The organism is Burkholderia seminalis, from assembly GCF_001718535.1.
GTDB lineage: Bacteria > Pseudomonadota > Gammaproteobacteria > Burkholderiales > Burkholderiaceae > Burkholderia > Burkholderia seminalis.
Map to the genome: position 1 here is coordinate 2,754,038 of NZ_CP013398.1, position 16,616 is coordinate 2,770,653.

Consider the following 16,616-nt stretch of genomic DNA (forward strand, 5'->3'; position numbering starts at 1 on the left):
TGTAGCCGGTGGGTTACGCGTTCACTGCCTGGCGCGCCGCATACACGCGCTCCTTGAACGGCGCGAGGCCGATGCGGTCGTACGTGTCGACGAAGCGCTCGCCGTCGATGCGCGCCTCGACGAACGTGTCGATCAGCTTCGCGATGACGCCCGGCACTTCTTCCGCCGAGAACGACGGCCCGATCACGCGGCCGAGGCGCGCGCCGTTCCGGCCCGTGCCCTGCTCGCCGCCGAGCGACACCTGGTACCACTCGGCGCCGTCCTTGTCGACGCCGAGGATGCCGATGTTGCCGACGTGGTGGTGGCCGCACGAGTTCATGCAACCGGAAATGTTCAGCGACAGGTCGCCGAGGTCGTGCACATAGTCGAGATCGTCGAAACGCTGCTGGATCGCCAGCGCGATCGGGATCGACTTCGCGTTCGCGAGCGAGCAGAAATCGCCGCCCGGGCACGCGATGACGTCGGTCAGGAGGCCGATGTTCGGCGTCGCGAAACCGGCCGCCTTCGCCTTTTCCCACAACGCGAACAGGTCGCGCTTCTTCACGTTCGCGAGAATCAGGTTCTGCTCGTGCGACACGCGCAGCTCGCCGAACGAGTAAGCGTCGGCCCAGTCGGCCACCAGTTCCATCTGCGCGTCGGTCGCGTCTCCCGGCGCCACGCGGTGATCCTTCAGCGACAGTGTGACGGCCGCATAACCGGCCACCTTGTGCGGCGCGACGTTACGCTCGACCCAGCGCGCGAACGCCTTGTTCTCGAGCAGGTGCTGCTCGAACGATGCGTCGGTGTCGGCCAGCTTCTCGTAGACGGGCGGCGCGAAATACTGCGACACGCGGTCGAGCTCGGCCTGCGTGAGCGTCGACGGGCCGTCCTTCAGGTGCTGCCACTCTTCCTCGACCTGTTGCGCGAACTTCGCGGGCGACAGCGCCTTCACGAGGATCTTGATGCGCGCCTTGTACAGGTTGTCGCGCCGGCCGTAACGGTTGTATACGCGCAGCACGGCTTCGCAGTAGGTCAGCAGGTGCTGCCACGGCAGATCTTCCTTGATCACCGCGCCGATGATCGGCGTACGGCCGAGACCGCCGCCCGCGAGGATGCTCGCGACCACCTCGCCCTGCGCGTTCTTCTTCAGGTACACGCCGAGGTCGTGGATCTGCACGGCCGCGCGGTCGTCCTTCGAGCCCGACACCGCGATCTTGAACTTGCGCGGCAGCCACGCGAATTCGGGATGGAACGTCGACCACTGGCGCAGGATCTCGGCCCACGGGCGCGGATCGATCTCCTCGTCCTGCGCGACGCCGGCGAACTGGTCGGCCGTGATGTTGCGGATGCAGTTGCCCGACGTCTGGATGCCGTGCATCTGCACCGACGCGAGCTTCGCGAGGATCTCGGGCGTGTCTTCCAGCTCGATCCAGTTGAACTGGATGTTCGAGCGGGTCGAGAAGTGACCGTAGCCGCGGTCGTGTTCGCGGGCGATGCGCGCCAGCATCCGGAGCTGGTCGCTGCGCAGGTTGCCGTACGGAATCGCGATGCGGTGCATGTACGCGTGACGCTGCATGTACAGGCCGTTCTGCAGGCGCAGCGGACGGAATTCTTCCTCGCTCAACTCGCCCGACAGCCGGCGGCGCACCTGATCGCGGTACTGCGCGACACGCTCGTCGACGATCGTCTGGTCGTATTGGTCGTACTGATACATTCGGGGACCCCAGGGTTTTCGTGGTGACCGCGCGACGTCCTAGCCACGTCGCGCCCGAATCTCCGTTCCGCCGTCATCGCCCCCATCCGCTACCGGGTGGATTGCTAATGACGAAAACAGATATCCATATTTGAAAAACTCGGGTGAATCGTAATAAACTCGCCTTATATTTCAAACGACTAAAAAATTCTGTTGATATGCGGAAGGGTTATAAATGAACCTGCACCAATTTCGCTTCGTGCGCGAGGCCGTCCGGCAGAATTTCAACCTCACCGAGGCCGCGAAGGCGCTCTACACGTCCCAACCGGGGGTATCCAAGGCGATCATCGAGCTCGAGGACGAGCTCGGCGTGGAGATCTTCACGCGGCACGGCAAGCGCGTGCGCTCGCTCACCGAGCCGGGCAGGATCATCCTCGCGTCGGTCGAGCGGATCCTCCAGGAGGTTGAAAGCCTTAAAAGGGTCGGGAAGGATTATGCCGCACAGGACCAGGGCAACCTGACCATCGCCGCGACCCACACGCAGGCCCGCTACTCGCTGCCGGCCGCGATCGCCGAATTCAAGAAACGCTTCCCGAAGGTGCACCTGTCGATCCTGCAAGGCAGCCCGACGCAGGTGGCCGAGATGGTGATCCACGACCAGGCCGATCTCGCGATCGCGACCGAGGCGATCTCCGACTACAAGGAGCTCGTGTCGCTGCCCTGCTTCCAGTGGCACCATGCGGCCGTCGTGCCGGCCGACCATCCGCTGCTCGAACGCAAGCCGCCGACGCTCGACGATCTCGCGCAGTACCCGCTGATCACCTATGACGACGCGTTCGCGGGCCGCAAGAAGATCAATCACGCGTTCGCGTTGCGCGGGCTGTCGCCGGACATCGTGCTGGAGGCGATCGACGCCGACGTGATCAAGACCTACGTCGAACTCGGCCTCGGCGTCGGCATCATGGCCGACATCGCGTTCAACCCGGAGCGCGACCGCAACCTGCGGCTGATTCCGGTTGGCCACCTGTTCGGCAGCAACGTGACGCGTGTCGCGCTCAAGCAGGGCGCCTACCTGCGCAGCTATGTGTATACGCTCGTCGAACTGCTGTCGCCGACCCTGAACCGCAAGCTGATCGAGCAGGCGCTCAAGGGCGAATCCGAATCGTACGAGCTTTGACCGGCGTGTATAAACAGCGGGGCGCATATCGCGCCCCTTTTTGCTGCCCGACGGAGATTCCCGCATGACGCTTCCCGCCCTGTTGCGCCGCGCCGCCGGCGCCGCCCTCGTCCTGGCCTGCGCGGCCGCGCATGCCGACCTGAAGGTCGGCGTCGACCTGTCGTCGACCGGCCCGGCCGCCGCGATCGGCATCACCAGCAAGAACGCGATCCTGATGTGGCCGAAGACGATCGCCGGCCAGCCGGTGCAGGTGACGGTGCTCGACGACGCATCCGATCCGGGCGCCGCGGTGCGCAACATCCGCAAGCTGGTCGACGAGGATCACGTCGACGTCGTGGTCGGGCCGAACATCACGCCGGCCGCGCTCGCGGCGCTCGACGCGGTCGCGGCCGCGCAGACGCCAATGATCACGCTGGTCGGCTCCGGCGCGATCGTCGAGCCGCAGGAAGGCGCGCGCACCTGGGCGTTCAAGATGGCCCAAGGCGACCGGGCGATGGCCGACGTGATGACGCGCTACATGGCGAACCACGGCGTGAAGACGGTCGGCTTCATCGGCTTCGCGGACAGCTACGGCGACAGCTGGCTGAACGAGTTCACGCGCTTCGCCGATCTCCGCAAGATCCGCGTCGTCGCGACCGAGCGCTTCAACCGCACCGACGCGAGCGTCACCGGCCAGGCGCTGAAGCTGATCGCGGCGAAACCCGACGCGATCCTGATCGCGGGCTCGGGCACGCCGGCCGTGCTGCCGCAGCGCACGCTGATCGAGCGCGGCTACAAGGGCCCGATTTACCAGACGCACGGGATCGCGACGCCGGAATTCATCAAGCTCGGCGGCAAGGACGTCGACGGCACGCTGTTCCCGACCCAGCCGGTGGTCGTCGCGCGCACGCTGCCGGCCGACCATCCGGCCCGCAAGGCCGCGCTCGCGTTCGTCGACGCGTACGAGGCGAAGTACGGCGCCGGCACGGTCACGCAGTTCGCGGGCGACGCGGCGGGCGTCTACCCGCGCCTCGCCGACGCGGTCGGCCGCGCGCTGAAGGCCGCGCAACCCGGCACGCCCGCGTTCCGCGCCGCGCTGCGGCACGAGCTCGAACGCGCGCACGAGCTCGTCGTGCCGAACGGCGTCGTCAACACGAGCGACAAGGATCACGTGGGGCTCGATCAGCGCGCGAGCGTGATGGGGATCGTGAAGCAAGGCCGGTTCGTCTACCTGAGCCAGTGACTGGCGCCCGGATGCCGGGGTGGCTTGCCCGGCATCCGGATTTCCGCCATAATCCGCGTTTCGCCGCGCACTCGCCTGCGCGGCCACGAACAAGCCCAGGTGGTGAAATTGGTAGACGCAGGGGACTCAAAATCCCCCGCCGCAAGGCGTGCCGGTTCGATTCCGGCCCTGGGCACCAGTCTTTCGCAGCGTCATGCGCTGCGCACTCGAAACCCGCGCAAGCTCGCCGCTTCGCGGGTTTTTTGTTTTTGTCCGCATGCGATGCGCGCCGCAACGCGCCCCCGCCCCCGACAGTCCAAGCATCAGGGAACGCGGCACGGAGGCAAGCCATGTCCAAGCGTGTGATTTCACGCCCGACCCGCGTCGGCGTGCTCGTCGCCCTGCTGTCGATCATGCTGGGCGGATGCAACCTGCTTCGCGAACCGCCGGTGCCCGACTGGCCGGGGCCGCATGCGCCCTACCCGTTCCCGGACGACATTCCGCATCGCACCGAATGAACCGATGGCGTCCTGCCGCCCGACGTGCTCAGGCCATCAATTCGCGGACGAAATCGAGAAACACCCGCACTTTCGCGGCGACCAGGTTCGACGCATGGTGATACGCATAAAGCGGGAACGTCTCGTCCGCCCATTCCGGCAGCAACTGGACCAATCGCCCTTCGGCAAGGACGTCGCGCGCATAGAGTTCGAGCAGTTGCGCGATGCCGACGCCGCCCAGGCACGCGCCGAGCAGCCCGCCGGTATCGTTCACCGTCAGCCGGCCGGCGGCGTCGACCGGCACGACTTCCTTGCCTCGATGAAATTCCCATTCGTACGGCCGCCCCGTCACCGGATCGCGGATCAGCACGCACTGGTGACCGTCCGCGAGATCGCGAGGGTGCCGCGGTTCGCCATGCCGCGCGACGTATGCGGCCGACGCGCAGGTCAACACGCGCGTCTCGAGCAGCAGTCGCGCACGATATGACGACGGCTCCGGGATGCCGAAGCGCACTGCCACATCGAAGCCGTCGGCGACGAGGTCGCCCATTCGGTCCCGCGCGCTGATCTCGACCTCGAGGTCGGGAAAGCGGTCGAGGAATGCCGCCATCCGCGGCGCGAGCACGTAGTGGCCGAACGTGCCGTCCACGTTCACGCGCAGCCGCCCCTTCACGCGCGCCTTCGACTGGCCGGCGTCGAGCGCCGCCTCCTCGATGCCGGCCAGCAGCGGCGCGACCGCCTCGTAAAAGCGTCGCCCTTCGTCGGTCAACGTGATCGCGCGTGCCGTCCGGTTGAAGATCCGGATGCCGACCCGTTCTTCCAGCCGGGCGACCGCACGACTCACCGCCGGTTGCGTCAGCCCCATCGCCTCGCCCGCCCGCGCGAAGGTGCCGGCCTCGATCACCGCGGAGAGCACGCCGATACCGCTGAGCAGCCTGCTGTCGAATCTCATCAGACATACTTTTAGTCATTTATTGACTGATCATTATTCATTATTTTTATTAATCGAGGAAGCCTACAGTCAATCCTGTCGCCGGATCGAACGGCATTCCACCCTCATCAGGAGCAGGACATGAGCACATCGGAACAGGTCGCCCTCGTCACGGGTTCGTCGCGTGGCATCGGTGCTGAAATCGCCCGCGCACTCGCGCGAGACGGCTTCCGGGTCGTCGTCAATTATGCCGGCAGCGCCGGGCCGGCCCGCGAAGTGGTCGACGCGATCGTCGCCGACGGTGGCCAGGCCATCGCGGTGCAGGCGAACGTCGCCGACCCGGCGGCCGTGGCCGCACTGTTCGACGCCGCCCGCGAGGCATTCGGCGGCCTCGACGCGGTGGTCAATTCCGCGGGCGTGATGAAGCTGGCGGCGATCGCCGACTGCGACGACGCGCTCTTCGACGAAACGATGGCCATCAACGTGAAAGGCACGTTCAACGTATGCCGCGAAGCGGCAAGACGCGTGCGCGACGGTGGATCCATCATCAACCTGTCGACCAGCGTGATCGGCATGCGCATGCCGACTTACGGCGTGTACGTCGCCAGCAAGGCGGCGGTCGAAAGCCTCACGCAGGTGCTCGCGCAGGAAATGCGCGGGCGCGGCATCCGTGTGAATGCCGTCGCGCCGGGGCCGGTGGCGACCGAACTGTTCCTGCAGGGCAAGAGCCCCGAACTGGTCGATCGGCTCGCGAAGCTGAACCCGCTCGAGCGGCTCGGCCAGCCTGACGACATCGCGCGCGTCGTCGCGTTCCTCGCCGGCCCGGAGGGTGCGTGGATCAACGGCCAGATCCTGCGCGCCAACGGCGGCATGTGCTGACGAACCGCTCGGAGCCGCCTCATCTTTCCGCCAGGAGATCGACCATGAAGCAAGTTGTCCTCGTCACCGGTGCGTCCAGCGGCTTCGGCCTGCTCAGCGCGTCAATCGCGCTCGCAGAACCGCAGGATCGCGTCCGCGACGGCCGCCGGCGCCTCGCGCTGCGGAAAGTGTCCGACCGAGTCCAGGATCTGCCGCTCGTAGCGGCCGGCGAAGAACCGTTCGCGCCCGGCTGAGCTGTCCGGATGGTTGCAGGTGTCCGCGCCGCCGTGCAACACGAGGGTCGGCAGCGACAGCACGGGCGCCGGGTTCAGCCGCGCATCGTCGTCGGCATAAGCCGGCGTGCCCGGCGCGAAGCCCCAGCGATGCCGGTACGAATGCAGCACGACGTCGATCCAGTCGGGACCGTCGAACGCGGCCGCCGCCGCCTCGAAATCGCCGTCGCGATACCAGCCGGCCGGCGACCACGTATCCCACATCAGGCGGGCAAACGCGCGGCGATCGTCGCGCAGCGCCTGCTCGCCGCGCGGCGTCGCCATGAACCAGTGATACCAGTAGTTGCGCGCCTGCTGCAGCGACAGCGGCTGGCGTGGATCGTTGGTGCCGTACCCGACCGACAGCATCACCAGATGCGACGCGGCGCCGTCGCGCAGCCCGCACGCGTTCGCGACCGCGCGTGCGCCCCAGTCGTGCCCGACCAGCACGGGCCGCGCGACGCCGAGCGCATCGACGAATTCGAGCAGGTCGCGCCCGAGCGCCGCGAGCTGGCCGCTGCGCGGCACGGATGCGTCGCGAAAGCGCGTCGGCGCGAAGCCGCGCAGCGCGGGTGCCAGCACGCGGTAGCCGCGCGCGGCAAGCGTCTCGGCCACCGCGGCCCAGCCGACGGGGCTGTCCGGCCAGCCGTGCAGCAGCACGGCCACGCGCTCGCCGCGCGGATTCCATTCGAGATAGGCAATATCGAGCGACGCGGTCGTCGCATGCATATAGGTCGTCATCGTGTACTCCGTTGGGCCAGCCTGAGCGCACGATGGTAGGCCGGCATTTCATCACGATTCACGGAGTATCATGATTCATTCATTGAATTCCACGTTGAATCGATCGATGGAACCGCTGACCGATCCTGCATCGACCGCGCTCGACATCACGCTGCTGCGTACCTTCCTCGAAGTCGTCGACAGCCGCGGGTTCGCACCGGCCGCCGACCGCCTCGCGCTCACTCCGTCGGCCGTCAGCGGCCACATCAAGCGGCTCGAACAGGCGGCCGGCACCGTGCTGCTGGCGCGCACGACGCGGCGCGTCGCGCTCACGCCGGCCGGCGACACGCTGTACGCCTACGCGCGCAACATCGTCGACATGGAGCGCGAAGTGCGCGCCCGGCTGCGCGGCGCGCCGGCGCACGGGCCGCTGCGCATCGGCGCGTCGGAGGACTTTGCCGGGGCGTGGCTGCCGCAGGTGCTGCGCGCGTTCCGCGACCGCCACCCGCGTACATCGATCGAGCTGAAGGTCGGGATCACCGCGTCGCTGCTGCGCGAACAGACGCTCGGCCGGCTCGACGTCGTATTCGGCAAGCAGTGCCGGCAGGTCGATACACCGGGCGAACTGCTGTGGGAAGAACCGCTCGTGTGGGCCTACGCGTCGGATCGCGCGCTCGACGCGGACGGCGAAGTGCCGCTTGCGCTGTTTCCGCAGCCGTGCGTCTATCGCGAAGCGGCCGTCGCGGCGCTCGCCGCCGCGCTGCGGCCGTTCCGCGTACGGTTCGAGAGCAGCAGCATGGCCGGCTGCGTGTCGGCCGCGCTCGCCGGCTTCGCGGTCACCGCGCTTGCACGTAGCCAGCTGCGCAACGGCCTGCGCGAATGCGGGCCGCGGGACGGGCTGCCCGCGCTGCCGGCCGCGCGCTTCTATGCGTTTGCCGCGAAGCCCGACGGCCCAGGCGCGGCATTGATCGACGCGGTGCGGGATGCCGGGCGCGACAGGCGATTCGCGGCACCGGACGGCTGAAACATGCGCGACGGCGGCCGCGCCACCCGGCTGCCGTCAGTCGCCTTCCGTGCCCGGCCCCACCGCCGTCCCCGTCAGCGCATCCGTCATCAACTCGCCGAACCACTCGACGAACGCATTGAGCCGGCGCGACCGATGCCGGCGATGCGGATACACGGCCGACACGTCCATCGGCGCGGCGCGGTGGCCGGGCATCACGTCGACGAGCGCGCCGCTTTCCAGCAGATGCTCGACGTCGAACCGCGGAATCTGGATCAGCCCCATGCCGGCAATGCAGCCGGCGATGTAGGTTTCCGCATTGTTGACGATCACGCGGCTCGGCAGCGTCAGCATGTGCGTCTGCCCGTCGACGCAGTACTCCCATCCGAGCTCGCGCCCCGTCGTCGGCGACGCATAACCGATCGCCCAGTGCCCGTGCGCGAGCGCATCCGGATGCTCGGGCACGCCGCATTCGCGCAGGTAGTCGGGACTCGCGCAGTTGATCAGCGTGAACTGCCCGAGCGGCCGCACGACGAGGCTGCTGTCCGCGAGCCGCCCGACGCGGATCGCGCAGTCGACGCCCTCCTGCACGAGGTCGATCGAGCGATCGGTCGAGCCGAGCGACAGTTGCAGCTTCGGGTAGCGGCGGAACAGCGACGGCAGCGCGGGCGCCACGACGCGGCGCGCGATCCGGCTCGGCACGTCGACGTTCAGCCGTCCGACGACGTCGCGGTCGCGGCGGCGGAACAGGCGGTCGAGTTCGTCGGCCTCCGCGAGCAGGCGCCGGCCGCGCTCGAGCAGCAGCGCACCGTCGGCGGTGAGCTGCACCTGGCGCGTCGTGCGATGCAGGAGGCGCGTGCCGAGCCCCGTCTCGAGCTGCTGGACGGCCGCCGACACGGTTGCGCGCGGCACGTCGAGCGCGTGCGCGGCCTTGATGAAGCTGCCCATTTCGGCAACCTGCAGGAAGATTCTGACCTGATCCAGCTTGTCCATCGGCGGGGGAACGTAGGTTCGGACGGCGGTCGCCGCCAGCCGCCGCCCATCGCGGCACGGTCCGGCGGCACAACGAAAACGGGCGCGCGGCCTCGCGGCTGCACGCCCGTTCATTGTCCACGCAAACGCGCCATTGCGGTGCGCCGCGCGGCGCGTGAACGGCCCGGTTACTTCGTCGTGTACCCGCCGTTGATCAGGATCGTCTGGCCCGTGATCCACCAGCCGTCGGTGACGAGATGGCGGATGAACGGCACGACGTCCTCGATGTCGGTCAGGCCGGTCTTGCTGAACGGCGACAGCGCGGCCGCCGTCTTGTGATACGCGACCGCGTCGGCGCCCTCGGCCGGATAGAAGAACGGCGTATCCATCGGGCCCGGCCCGACGGCCGTCACCGAGATCCCGCGGGCGCCGTATTCCTTCGACGCCGCGCGCGTGAAGTGCTCGACCGGCGCCTTCGACCCTTCGTACGCCGCATAGAACGGCGTGAACGCGCCGAGCAGCGACGTCACGAGCGTGACGAGCTTGCCGTGATCCTCGAGATGCCGCCCGGCTTCCTTGATGAAGAAGAACGCGGACTTGCTGTTGACCGCGAACATCTCGTCGTACTCGGCCTCGCTGATCTCGGTGAACGGCTTCTTCAGCACCTTGCCGACCGTGTTGATCGCGATGTCGATCTTGCCGAAGCGCTGCTTCGCGTCGTCGAACAGCTTCTCGACCGCGGCGGCCGTCGTCAGGTCGCCCTGGAACGTCGCGGCTTCCGCGCCGGCCGCGCGCACGGCGGCGGCCGTTTCCTCGGCCTGGGCCTGCGACGCCGCGCTGTTGTAGTGAATCGCCACCGCCTTCGCGCCGTGGCCGGCCAGATCCCGGGCGATCAGGCCGCCGAGATTCTTCGCGCCGCCTGCGATCAGGACGACCTTGTCTGCGAGCGTATGAGTTGCCACGGTTGACTCCTTTTTCGTTGAGCGAAGCTAGGAGTGTAGGCACGTGCCACGCGCGGGTCAGCCGGTCGCGGCTGGATGGATTATCCAGAAAACCGATCCAATTCGGACGCAAATCCGTGGTCTGCCGTACCGACGGCGGCACCGGATCATGCTTGCGAAGGCCGGCGCTTCAGCGCGCGTAAAGCGCCGCGTCGATCTTGCCGAGCAGCCACTGCATGCCGGCCAGATGCTGCTGGTCGTGGCTGCACAGGTAGTGGACGAGCCCGCGCACGGTCAACGGACCGTAGCCTTCGAACTCGCCGGTGCGCTCGAACTGCTCGGGCGTGAGGCGCGACAGCAACTCCAGCGTTTCGCGTCGCGCGTCGCGGATCGCCGCGAGCACGTCGGATGCGTACGCATCGGTGTAGCGGCGCTCGATCGCGAGCGCGTCGCCGTCGAGCGACACGAGCAGCGGCCGGTCTTCGTCGAGCATCCGCCGTAACCGCACCTGATAGCCGTCGATCTCGATGTCGCGCACGTGGCAGAGCTGCCCGAGTGGCGAGAAATGCTCGCTCGGAATCCCGGCCCAGTCGTCGGGTGTCCAGCGCGCATAGCCGTCGGGCACGGCCGCGAAATGCGCTTCGAGTTGACGGGGGAAATCGGCGAGTGCATCGAGCGTCGTCGGATTCATGCGGGAAACTCCCTGTCGGATAAGGGCGACGACAACCCTGGCACGGGCCTGCCGCCGCCGTTGCGTCACTTCACGCTGAAGCCGTACGCGCCCTGCGTGCGGTGCCCGTCGGTCGCGACGGCCACCCATTTCACCGTATAGGCACCGGCGCCGACTGCCGCGAGCGGCACCGTCATCCGCTTGCGGTTCGACGCGTCGATGCGCGCACGGCCGTCCGACACCGTCTTGCCGCCGCCGTCGACGACGACGATCGAGCTGAATGCCGGCTCCAGCGGCTCGGTGAAGTCGATCGTGACGGCAGCCGGCGCGGTGGCCACCGCCGCGCCCGCCGCCGGATCGCTCTTCGCGAGATGCGCGTGCGCGAAAGCAGCCGACGAGACGGTGGCGGCAATGATGACGGCGGCCGCCTGGCGACCGAACGGGAATGAATCGAAACGCATGGACTTTCCGTGAAGCATGAACGGGTGCCGCACCCCGCGCGGCGTTCCGGCAGCTTACCAGCGCAGGCGCGTTCATGCCGGTCATCCGCCGCCGCTTGATAGAATGCGCGCGCTATGGATCTCGAAAGCATTCTCTACACCCAGGGTTTCGGCTCGCGCCGCCAGTGCCGCGGCCTGATCGAAGCGGGCCGCGTCGCCGTCGCGGGCACGGCCGCGACCGATCCGGACGCCACCTTCGATACCGACGGCCTCGTATTCGAGGTCGACGATACGGCGTGGCCGTTCCACGAACGCGCGTATCTCGCGCTCAACAAGCCCGCCGGCTACGAATGCTCGCGCGATCCGCAGCACCACGCGAGCGTGTTCAGCCTGCTGCCCGCGCCGCTCGTCGCGCGCGGCGTGCAGTGCGTCGGCCGCCTCGACCAGGACACGACCGGCCTGCTGCTGCTGTCCGACGACGGCCAGTTCGTGCATGCGTACACGTCGCCGAAGCGCAAGGTGCCGAAGACCTACGTCGCGACCGTGCGCCACCCGCTCGACGACGCGCAGTTGAACGCGCTGCGCGGCGGCGTGCAGCTGCACGGCGAGCCGAAGCCGATCGCGGCCGTCGCCGCCGACGCGCGCGACACGCACGCGCTCGCGCTGACCGTCCTCGAAGGCAAATACCACCAGGTCAAGCGCATGGTGGCGGCGGCGAGCAATCGCGTCGAATTGCTGCACCGCGAAAGCATCGGCGGCTTCACGCTGCCGGACGATCTCGCGCCGGGCGCGTGGCGGTGGCTCGACGACGCCGACCTTTCAGCGCTGCGCAATCCCGTCAAAACCCTGTAAGGGAAAATCCGCACGACCGTTCGGTGCCCGGCCGCGTCTGGGCCGCAGGTTCCCCCGCTATACTGAAATCACAAGCTGCACGAGCAGCGATGCAGGGGAGACATCATGAACCTCAACCATTCTTTCGAACTGTCGTCGGTGATGATCGCGTTCGCGGTCATCGGTGTCATCGTGATCGGCGGCCTGCTGGCCATGATGCACATGAAGCACAAATATCATCCGAACCTGATTGGCGCGCTGATCGGGGCGCTGCTGTGCTTCCTGCTGATCGAGGCGTTACCGGCGCTGACCTGAGGCGCTGCCCGGCGCGAGCGTTTGAAGGAAATCGTCTACGGTCGGATAGCGCAACGTCACGCACAATTCGGCCTTGAGCCGTGCGTTGGACAGGCGTCGCGACTCCCGCATGAACGACAGCAGCGTCGGTTCGAGCTGGCGTTCGGCGTCCGCGCGGCTGACGCGCGGCGGCCTCGGCAGGCCGAGCACCCGCGCGACCCGGTCGAAATACTCCCCCATCCGCAGTTCGCTGTCGTCCGACGCGTGCACGGCGCGCGCCGGCCTGCCGCGCTCGGCCGCGCGGCGCAGGATCGCCGCGAGATCATCCGCGTGGATGTGGTTCGTGTAGACGTCGTCGGCCGGCTCGAGCGCCGGCGTGCCGCGCTCAAGCCGCGCGACCGGCAGGCGATTCGCCGCGTAGATGCCGGGAATGCGCACGATGCGCGCGGACAGCACGCCGCGCACCGTCGCCGCACGCAGTTGTCGCTCGGCCGACACGCGTCGGAACGCGCGCGGATTCGCGGGGCGCAACGGCTGCGTTTCGTCGATGCGCGCGCCGCCGCAGTCGCCGTATACGCCCGTCGTGCTCGCGTAGACGAGCCTCGGCGCGCGAAGGCCGTCGGGTACAATACGCGCTCCCCGAACGGGTGCGCCGGCCTGCCGTGCAGCGGTGCGCAGCGTTCGGAGCCGGCCGACCGCCGGTGCCGGCGGGGTCGCTGGCCGACGCGCGGGCATGGACGTTGCGGCGATCAGTGCACGCGTGCGCCGGTCGTCACGGCCGTCGGCCTGCGGCGGTGCGAGATGCAGGATCGTGCGAGCGAGACCCGCGAGGCGGCCGAGCGTCGCCCGGCGATCGAGGTCGCCGACGATCGGCGTCGCGCCCGCGGCCCGCAGTTCGTCGCGGCGGGCCGGGTGGCTCGTCAGCGCCAAGATCCGCAGGTTGCGGCGCGTGTCGCGCCATTGCGCGACGCAGCGCATGCCGACGTCGCCGCAGCCGACGATCAGTGCGCGCGGCCGGCGCAGGATTCGTGTCGCGATCATGTTGGTTGCGAAATCAGTAGCGGCCGTTGCGCGACGCGCAACGGTCTTGCATTGTAGCTGCCGTGCGCGACATGCACGGTCCCCCCATTTTGTTCTAGTTTGGTTCTATGGCATTCAACGTCACTCTCAAGCAAAGCGGCCGGCAATTCCAGGTCGAGTCGGACGAAACCGTGCTGGCTGCCGCGCTGCGCCAGAACGTCCATCTGCCGTACGGCTGCAAGAACGGCGCATGCGGCTCCTGCAAGGGCCAGATCGTGTCGGGCCAGATCGAACAGGGCCCGCACGCCGCATCGGCGCTGTCGAACGACGAACGCACGCGCGGCCTCGCGCTGCTGTGCTGCTCGAAGGCCCAGTGCGATCTCGAAATCGACGTGCGTGAAATCGCCGGCGTCGACGGCGTGCAGGTCAAGAAGCTGCCGTGCCGGATCGCCGCGCTCGAACGCAAGGCCGACGACGTGATGGTCGTGAAGCTGCAGCTGCCCGCCAACGAGCGCCTCCAGTACCTCGCGGGCCAGTACGTCGAGTTCATCCTCAAGGACGGCTCGCGCCGCAGCTACTCGATGGCGAACGCGCCGCACGAGGAAGGCCCGATCGAGCTGCACATCCGCCACATGCCGGGCGGCAAGTTCACCGACCACGTGTTCGGCGCGATGAAGGAGCGCGACATCCTGCGCTTCGAAGGCCCGCTCGGCACGTTCTTCCTGCGCGAGGACTCCGACAAGCCGATCGTGCTGCTCGCGTCTGGCACGGGCTTCGCGCCGATCAAGGCGATCATCGAGCATGTGAAGCACTCGGGCATCACGCGCCCGATGACGCTCTACTGGGGAGCCCGCCGCAAGAAGGACATCTACCTCGACGAACTCGCCGAGCAGTGGGCACGCGAGATCCCGAACTTCAAGTACGTGCCGGTGCTCTCCGAGCCGGACGCCGGCGATCAATGGACCGGCCGCACGGGCTTCGTCCATCGCGCGGTGATCGAGGACCTGCCCGATCTGTCGGGCTACCAGGTGTATGCGTGCGGAGCGCCGGTCATGGTCGAATCCGCGCAGCGCGACTTCACGCAGCACCACGCGCTGCCGGCCGACGAGTTCTACGCGGACTCGTTCACGAGCGCCGCCGACCTCGCGCATCCGGTCTGAGCGGCGGGCCCGCCCGCGTCCCGCGCCGCACGCCGCGATGTCACATTCGCGGCATCGCGGCGGTTTACAGTGAGGCGCGGGATGCCTTATGCTTGCGCACATGAACTGCTTCCTGTCCACCCTTCGACGTCGCCGCTCGCCGCTCCGCCCGGATGCCGCCGGCTCGTCACGGACTCGCGCGTAACCCACACCGCTTCACCGGTTACGCACAAGCTGTTCGAACCCACCAGCCACGGCCTTCCGTGGCTTTTTTATTGCCCGTTTCCCTTTCAACGTCCGCTGGAGTCTGCTGCCATGCCCCTGAACGATTTTCCGATCGACTCGCTGATGTACATCACGAACCGCCCCGACATCGTGTTTACCCACGGCAAGGGTTCGTGGCTCTACGATCACACGGGCAAGCGCTATCTGGACTTCATCCAGGGCTGGGCCGTCAACAGCCTCGGCCACTGCAACGACGGTGTCGTCGAAGCGCTGAAGACGCAGGCCGAAAAACTGCTGAACCCGTCGCCGGCGTTCTACAACGAACCGATGGCGAAGCTCGCGGGCCTGCTCACGCAGCACAGCGTGTTCGACAAGGTGTTCTTCACGAACAGCGGCGCGGAAGCGAACGAAGGCGCGATCAAGCTCGCGCGCAAGTGGGGCCGCAAGTTCCGCAACGGCGCGTACGAGATCATCACGTTCGACCACAGCTTCCACGGCCGCACGCTCGCGACGATGTCGGCCAGCGGCAAGCCCGGCTGGGACACGATCTACGCGCCGCAGGTGCCGGGTTTCCCGAAGGCCGAGCTGAACAACATCAACTCGGTCGAGAAGCTGATCACCGACAAGACCGTCGCCGTGATGCTCGAACCGATCCAGGGCGAAGGCGGCGTGATTCCGGCGACGCGCGAATTCATGCAGGCGCTGCGTGCGCTGACGAAGCAGCACAACCTGCTGCTGATCGTCGACGAAGTGCAAAGCGGCTGCGGCCGTGCGGGCACGCTGTTCGCGTACGAACTCGCCGGCATCGAACCGGACATCATGACGCTCGGCAAGGGCATCGGCAGCGGCGTGCCGCTCGCGGCGCTGCTGTCGAAGGCCGATGTCGCGGTGTTCGAGGCCGGCGACCAGGGCGGCACCTACAACGGCAACCCGCTGATGACGGCGGCCGGCTACTCGGTGATCTCGCAGCTCGTCGCGCCCGGCTTCCTCGAAGGCGTGCGCGCCCGCGGCGAATACCTGAAGCGCAAGCTGCTCGAGCTGTCGGAGGAGCGCGGCTTCGAAGGCGAACGCGGCGAAGGCCTGCTGCGCGCGCTGCTGCTCGGCAAGGACATCGGCCCGCAGATCGTCGAGAAGGCGCGCGACATGCAGCCCGACGGCCTGCTGCTGAACGCCGCGCGGCCGAACCTGCTGCGCTTCATGCCCGCCCTGAACGTGACGACCGACGAAATCGACCAGATGATGGCGATGCTGCGGTCGATCCTCGATACGCTCTAAGGAGACCGCCGCGATGGATGCCGCCGCCGATGCTGTCGCAATCCGCCCGTTCGACCGCGCCGATACCGATGCCGTGCTCGCGGTATGGCGCGACGCGTTCCCGCAATACGACGAAGCCGATGCGCCGCCGCACCGCGATCCGCTGCGATCGATCGCGCTGAAGCTCGCGACGCAGCCGGAGCTGTTCTTCGTCGCGACCAGCGGCGCGCGCGTCGTCGGCACGCTGATGGCGGGTTTCGACGGACATCGCGGCTGGCTCTACTCGTTCGGCGTCGCGAACGACGTGCGCCGGCTCGGCGTCGGCCGCGCGCTGATCGCGCATGCGGAACGCGCGCTCGCCGCGCGCGGCTGCCTGAAGATCAACCTGCAGGTGCTGCCCGGCAACGACGACGCGTGCCGCTTCTATGCGGCGCTCGGTTATCGCGTCGAGGAGCGCATCTCGTTCGGCAAGACGCTGCCGGCGGCGTGATGCCGGCGG

The 16,616-nt window shown here is 67.9% G+C and carries 18 protein-coding genes and 1 tRNA gene; 11 read left to right on the forward strand and 8 right to left on the reverse strand.

All coding sequences use genetic code 11. The annotated features are described in order from the left end of the window. Positions 1 to 13 precede the first annotated feature (13 nt). On the reverse strand, positions 14 to 1,693 hold the full coding sequence (locus WJ12_RS12460) for a nitrite/sulfite reductase (protein WP_034186286.1): 1,680 nt from the start codon (positions 1,691 to 1,693) through the stop codon (positions 14 to 16). A 214-nt stretch (positions 1,694 to 1,907) separates the two neighbouring features. Between WJ12_RS12460 and WJ12_RS12465 the strand changes: the two genes are divergently transcribed. The 4 genes from WJ12_RS12465 to WJ12_RS36400 all read left to right on the forward strand — a co-directional run bounded on the left by WJ12_RS12465 (position 1,908) and on the right by WJ12_RS36400 (position 4,568). Beyond that, positions 1,908 to 2,849, forward strand: a complete 942-nt coding sequence (locus WJ12_RS12465) for a CysB family HTH-type transcriptional regulator (RefSeq protein WP_034186287.1) — start codon at positions 1,908 to 1,910, stop codon at positions 2,847 to 2,849. A gap of 64 nt (positions 2,850 to 2,913) precedes the next feature. Beyond that, entirely contained in the window at positions 2,914 to 4,071 is a 1,158-nt protein-coding gene (locus WJ12_RS12470) for an ABC transporter substrate-binding protein (RefSeq protein WP_034186288.1), read from the forward strand. A gap of 93 nt (positions 4,072 to 4,164) precedes the next feature. After that, positions 4,165 to 4,249 (forward strand) — tRNA-Leu (locus tag WJ12_RS12475). Between the two features lie 151 nt (positions 4,250 to 4,400). Beyond that, positions 4,401 to 4,568 carry a hypothetical protein gene (locus WJ12_RS36400; RefSeq protein ID WP_167361874.1) on the forward strand — a complete coding sequence of 56 codons (168 nt, stop codon included), beginning with the start codon at positions 4,401 to 4,403 and terminating at the stop codon, positions 4,566 to 4,568. Positions 4,569 to 4,596: 28 nt separating this feature from the next. Here the strand turns inward: WJ12_RS36400 and WJ12_RS12480 are convergent, their stop codons facing one another. Then, positions 4,597 to 5,499, reverse strand: a complete 903-nt coding sequence (locus tag WJ12_RS12480; protein WP_049036359.1) for a LysR family transcriptional regulator — start codon at positions 5,497 to 5,499, stop codon at positions 4,597 to 4,599. A gap of 120 nt (positions 5,500 to 5,619) precedes the next feature. On the opposite strand from WJ12_RS12480, the gene WJ12_RS12485 reads away from it, so the two are divergent. Continuing rightward, positions 5,620 to 6,357 carry an SDR family oxidoreductase gene (locus tag WJ12_RS12485; RefSeq protein WP_059560337.1) on the forward strand — a complete coding sequence of 246 codons (738 nt, stop codon included), beginning with the start codon at positions 5,620 to 5,622 and terminating at the stop codon, positions 6,355 to 6,357. A gap of 101 nt (positions 6,358 to 6,458) precedes the next feature. Here the strand turns inward: WJ12_RS12485 and WJ12_RS12490 are convergent, their stop codons facing one another. After that, positions 6,459 to 7,349, reverse strand: coding sequence for an alpha/beta fold hydrolase (locus tag WJ12_RS12490; RefSeq protein ID WP_059560334.1), 891 nt, complete (start codon positions 7,347 to 7,349; stop codon positions 6,459 to 6,461). A 106-nt stretch (positions 7,350 to 7,455) separates the two neighbouring features. Between WJ12_RS12490 and WJ12_RS12495 the strand changes: the two genes are divergently transcribed. After that, positions 7,456 to 8,352 (forward strand): LysR family transcriptional regulator, encoded by an 897-nt coding sequence (locus WJ12_RS12495; protein WP_059560331.1) that lies wholly within the window; start codon positions 7,456 to 7,458, stop codon positions 8,350 to 8,352. Between the two features lie 36 nt (positions 8,353 to 8,388). Here the strand turns inward: WJ12_RS12495 and WJ12_RS12500 are convergent, their stop codons facing one another. The 4 genes from WJ12_RS12500 to copC form a co-directional block, all read right to left on the reverse strand. After that, on the reverse strand, positions 8,389 to 9,324 hold the full coding sequence (locus WJ12_RS12500; protein ID WP_034186293.1) for a LysR family transcriptional regulator: 936 nt from the start codon (positions 9,322 to 9,324) through the stop codon (positions 8,389 to 8,391). Between the two features lie 167 nt (positions 9,325 to 9,491). Then, the gene (locus WJ12_RS12505) at positions 9,492 to 10,265 is read right to left on the reverse strand and encodes an SDR family oxidoreductase (protein ID WP_034186294.1); all 774 of its coding nucleotides are present in this window, start codon (positions 10,263 to 10,265) and stop codon (positions 9,492 to 9,494) included. Positions 10,266 to 10,434: 169 nt separating this feature from the next. Beyond that, the gene (locus WJ12_RS12510; protein WP_034186295.1) at positions 10,435 to 10,935 is read right to left on the reverse strand and encodes a DinB family protein; all 501 of its coding nucleotides are present in this window, start codon (positions 10,933 to 10,935) and stop codon (positions 10,435 to 10,437) included. 65 nt (positions 10,936 to 11,000) lie between these two features. Beyond that, complete coding sequence (gene copC, locus WJ12_RS12515) at positions 11,001 to 11,375, reverse strand: copper homeostasis periplasmic binding protein CopC (protein WP_059560328.1); 375 nt, start codon at positions 11,373 to 11,375, stop codon at positions 11,001 to 11,003. A gap of 114 nt (positions 11,376 to 11,489) precedes the next feature. Between copC and WJ12_RS12520 the strand changes: the two genes are divergently transcribed. Together WJ12_RS12520 and WJ12_RS12525 are read left to right on the forward strand one after the other, a co-directional pair. Continuing rightward, positions 11,490 to 12,206, forward strand: a complete 717-nt coding sequence (locus WJ12_RS12520; RefSeq protein ID WP_049032542.1) for a pseudouridine synthase — start codon at positions 11,490 to 11,492, stop codon at positions 12,204 to 12,206. Positions 12,207 to 12,311: 105 nt separating this feature from the next. Further along, positions 12,312 to 12,500 (forward strand): hypothetical protein, encoded by a 189-nt coding sequence (locus WJ12_RS12525; protein ID WP_034186298.1) that lies wholly within the window; start codon positions 12,312 to 12,314, stop codon positions 12,498 to 12,500. Here WJ12_RS12525 and WJ12_RS12530 read toward each other — a convergent pair. Beyond that, positions 12,483 to 13,520 carry an NAD-dependent epimerase/dehydratase family protein gene (locus WJ12_RS12530; RefSeq protein ID WP_059560326.1) on the reverse strand — a complete coding sequence of 346 codons (1,038 nt, stop codon included), beginning with the start codon at positions 13,518 to 13,520 and terminating at the stop codon, positions 12,483 to 12,485. The two genes, WJ12_RS12525 and WJ12_RS12530, sit on opposite strands and share 18 nt — an antisense overlap. A 107-nt stretch (positions 13,521 to 13,627) precedes the next feature. Here WJ12_RS12530 and WJ12_RS12535 point away from each other — a divergent pair, with 107 nt between their 5' ends. From WJ12_RS12535 to WJ12_RS12545, 3 genes are all read left to right on the forward strand, one after another. Continuing rightward, positions 13,628 to 14,659 carry a CDP-6-deoxy-delta-3,4-glucoseen reductase gene (locus tag WJ12_RS12535; RefSeq protein ID WP_034186300.1) on the forward strand — a complete coding sequence of 344 codons (1,032 nt, stop codon included), beginning with the start codon at positions 13,628 to 13,630 and terminating at the stop codon, positions 14,657 to 14,659. 294 nt (positions 14,660 to 14,953) lie between these two features. Continuing rightward, a complete protein-coding gene (locus WJ12_RS12540) occupies positions 14,954 to 16,138 on the forward strand; it encodes an acetylornithine transaminase (protein ID WP_034186301.1) in 1,185 nt (394 codons plus the stop codon). Positions 16,139 to 16,151: 13 nt separating this feature from the next. Continuing rightward, positions 16,152 to 16,607 carry a GNAT family acetyltransferase gene (locus tag WJ12_RS12545; RefSeq protein ID WP_034186302.1) on the forward strand — a complete coding sequence of 152 codons (456 nt, stop codon included), beginning with the start codon at positions 16,152 to 16,154 and terminating at the stop codon, positions 16,605 to 16,607. The last annotated feature ends 9 nt before the right edge of the window (positions 16,608 to 16,616 follow it).

Coding starts and splice junctions, on each gene's coding strand:
- WJ12_RS12460 (WP_034186286.1), bottom strand. CDS start 1,693: ATGTATCAGTACGACCAATACGACCAGACGATCGTCGACGAGCGTGTC.
- WJ12_RS12465 (WP_034186287.1), top strand. CDS start 1,908: ATGAACCTGCACCAATTTCGCTTCGTGCGCGAGGCCGTCCGGCAGAAT.
- WJ12_RS12470 (WP_034186288.1), top strand. CDS start 2,914: ATGACGCTTCCCGCCCTGTTGCGCCGCGCCGCCGGCGCCGCCCTCGTC.
- WJ12_RS36400 (WP_167361874.1), top strand. CDS start 4,401: ATGTCCAAGCGTGTGATTTCACGCCCGACCCGCGTCGGCGTGCTCGTC.
- WJ12_RS12480 (WP_049036359.1), bottom strand. CDS start 5,499: ATGAGATTCGACAGCAGGCTGCTCAGCGGTATCGGCGTGCTCTCCGCG.
- WJ12_RS12485 (WP_059560337.1), top strand. CDS start 5,620: ATGAGCACATCGGAACAGGTCGCCCTCGTCACGGGTTCGTCGCGTGGC.
- WJ12_RS12490 (WP_059560334.1), bottom strand. CDS start 7,349: ATGACGACCTATATGCATGCGACGACCGCGTCGCTCGATATTGCCTAT.
- WJ12_RS12495 (WP_059560331.1), top strand. CDS start 7,456: ATGGAACCGCTGACCGATCCTGCATCGACCGCGCTCGACATCACGCTG.
- WJ12_RS12500 (WP_034186293.1), bottom strand. CDS start 9,324: ATGGACAAGCTGGATCAGGTCAGAATCTTCCTGCAGGTTGCCGAAATG.
- WJ12_RS12510 (WP_034186295.1), bottom strand. CDS start 10,935: ATGAATCCGACGACGCTCGATGCACTCGCCGATTTCCCCCGTCAACTC.
- copC (WP_059560328.1), bottom strand. CDS start 11,375: ATGCGTTTCGATTCATTCCCGTTCGGTCGCCAGGCGGCCGCCGTCATC.
- WJ12_RS12520 (WP_049032542.1), top strand. CDS start 11,490: ATGGATCTCGAAAGCATTCTCTACACCCAGGGTTTCGGCTCGCGCCGC.
- WJ12_RS12525 (WP_034186298.1), top strand. CDS start 12,312: ATGAACCTCAACCATTCTTTCGAACTGTCGTCGGTGATGATCGCGTTC.
- WJ12_RS12530 (WP_059560326.1), bottom strand. CDS start 13,520: ATGATCGCGACACGAATCCTGCGCCGGCCGCGCGCACTGATCGTCGGC.
- WJ12_RS12535 (WP_034186300.1), top strand. CDS start 13,628: ATGGCATTCAACGTCACTCTCAAGCAAAGCGGCCGGCAATTCCAGGTC.
- WJ12_RS12540 (WP_034186301.1), top strand. CDS start 14,954: ATGCCCCTGAACGATTTTCCGATCGACTCGCTGATGTACATCACGAAC.
- WJ12_RS12545 (WP_034186302.1), top strand. CDS start 16,152: ATGGATGCCGCCGCCGATGCTGTCGCAATCCGCCCGTTCGACCGCGCC.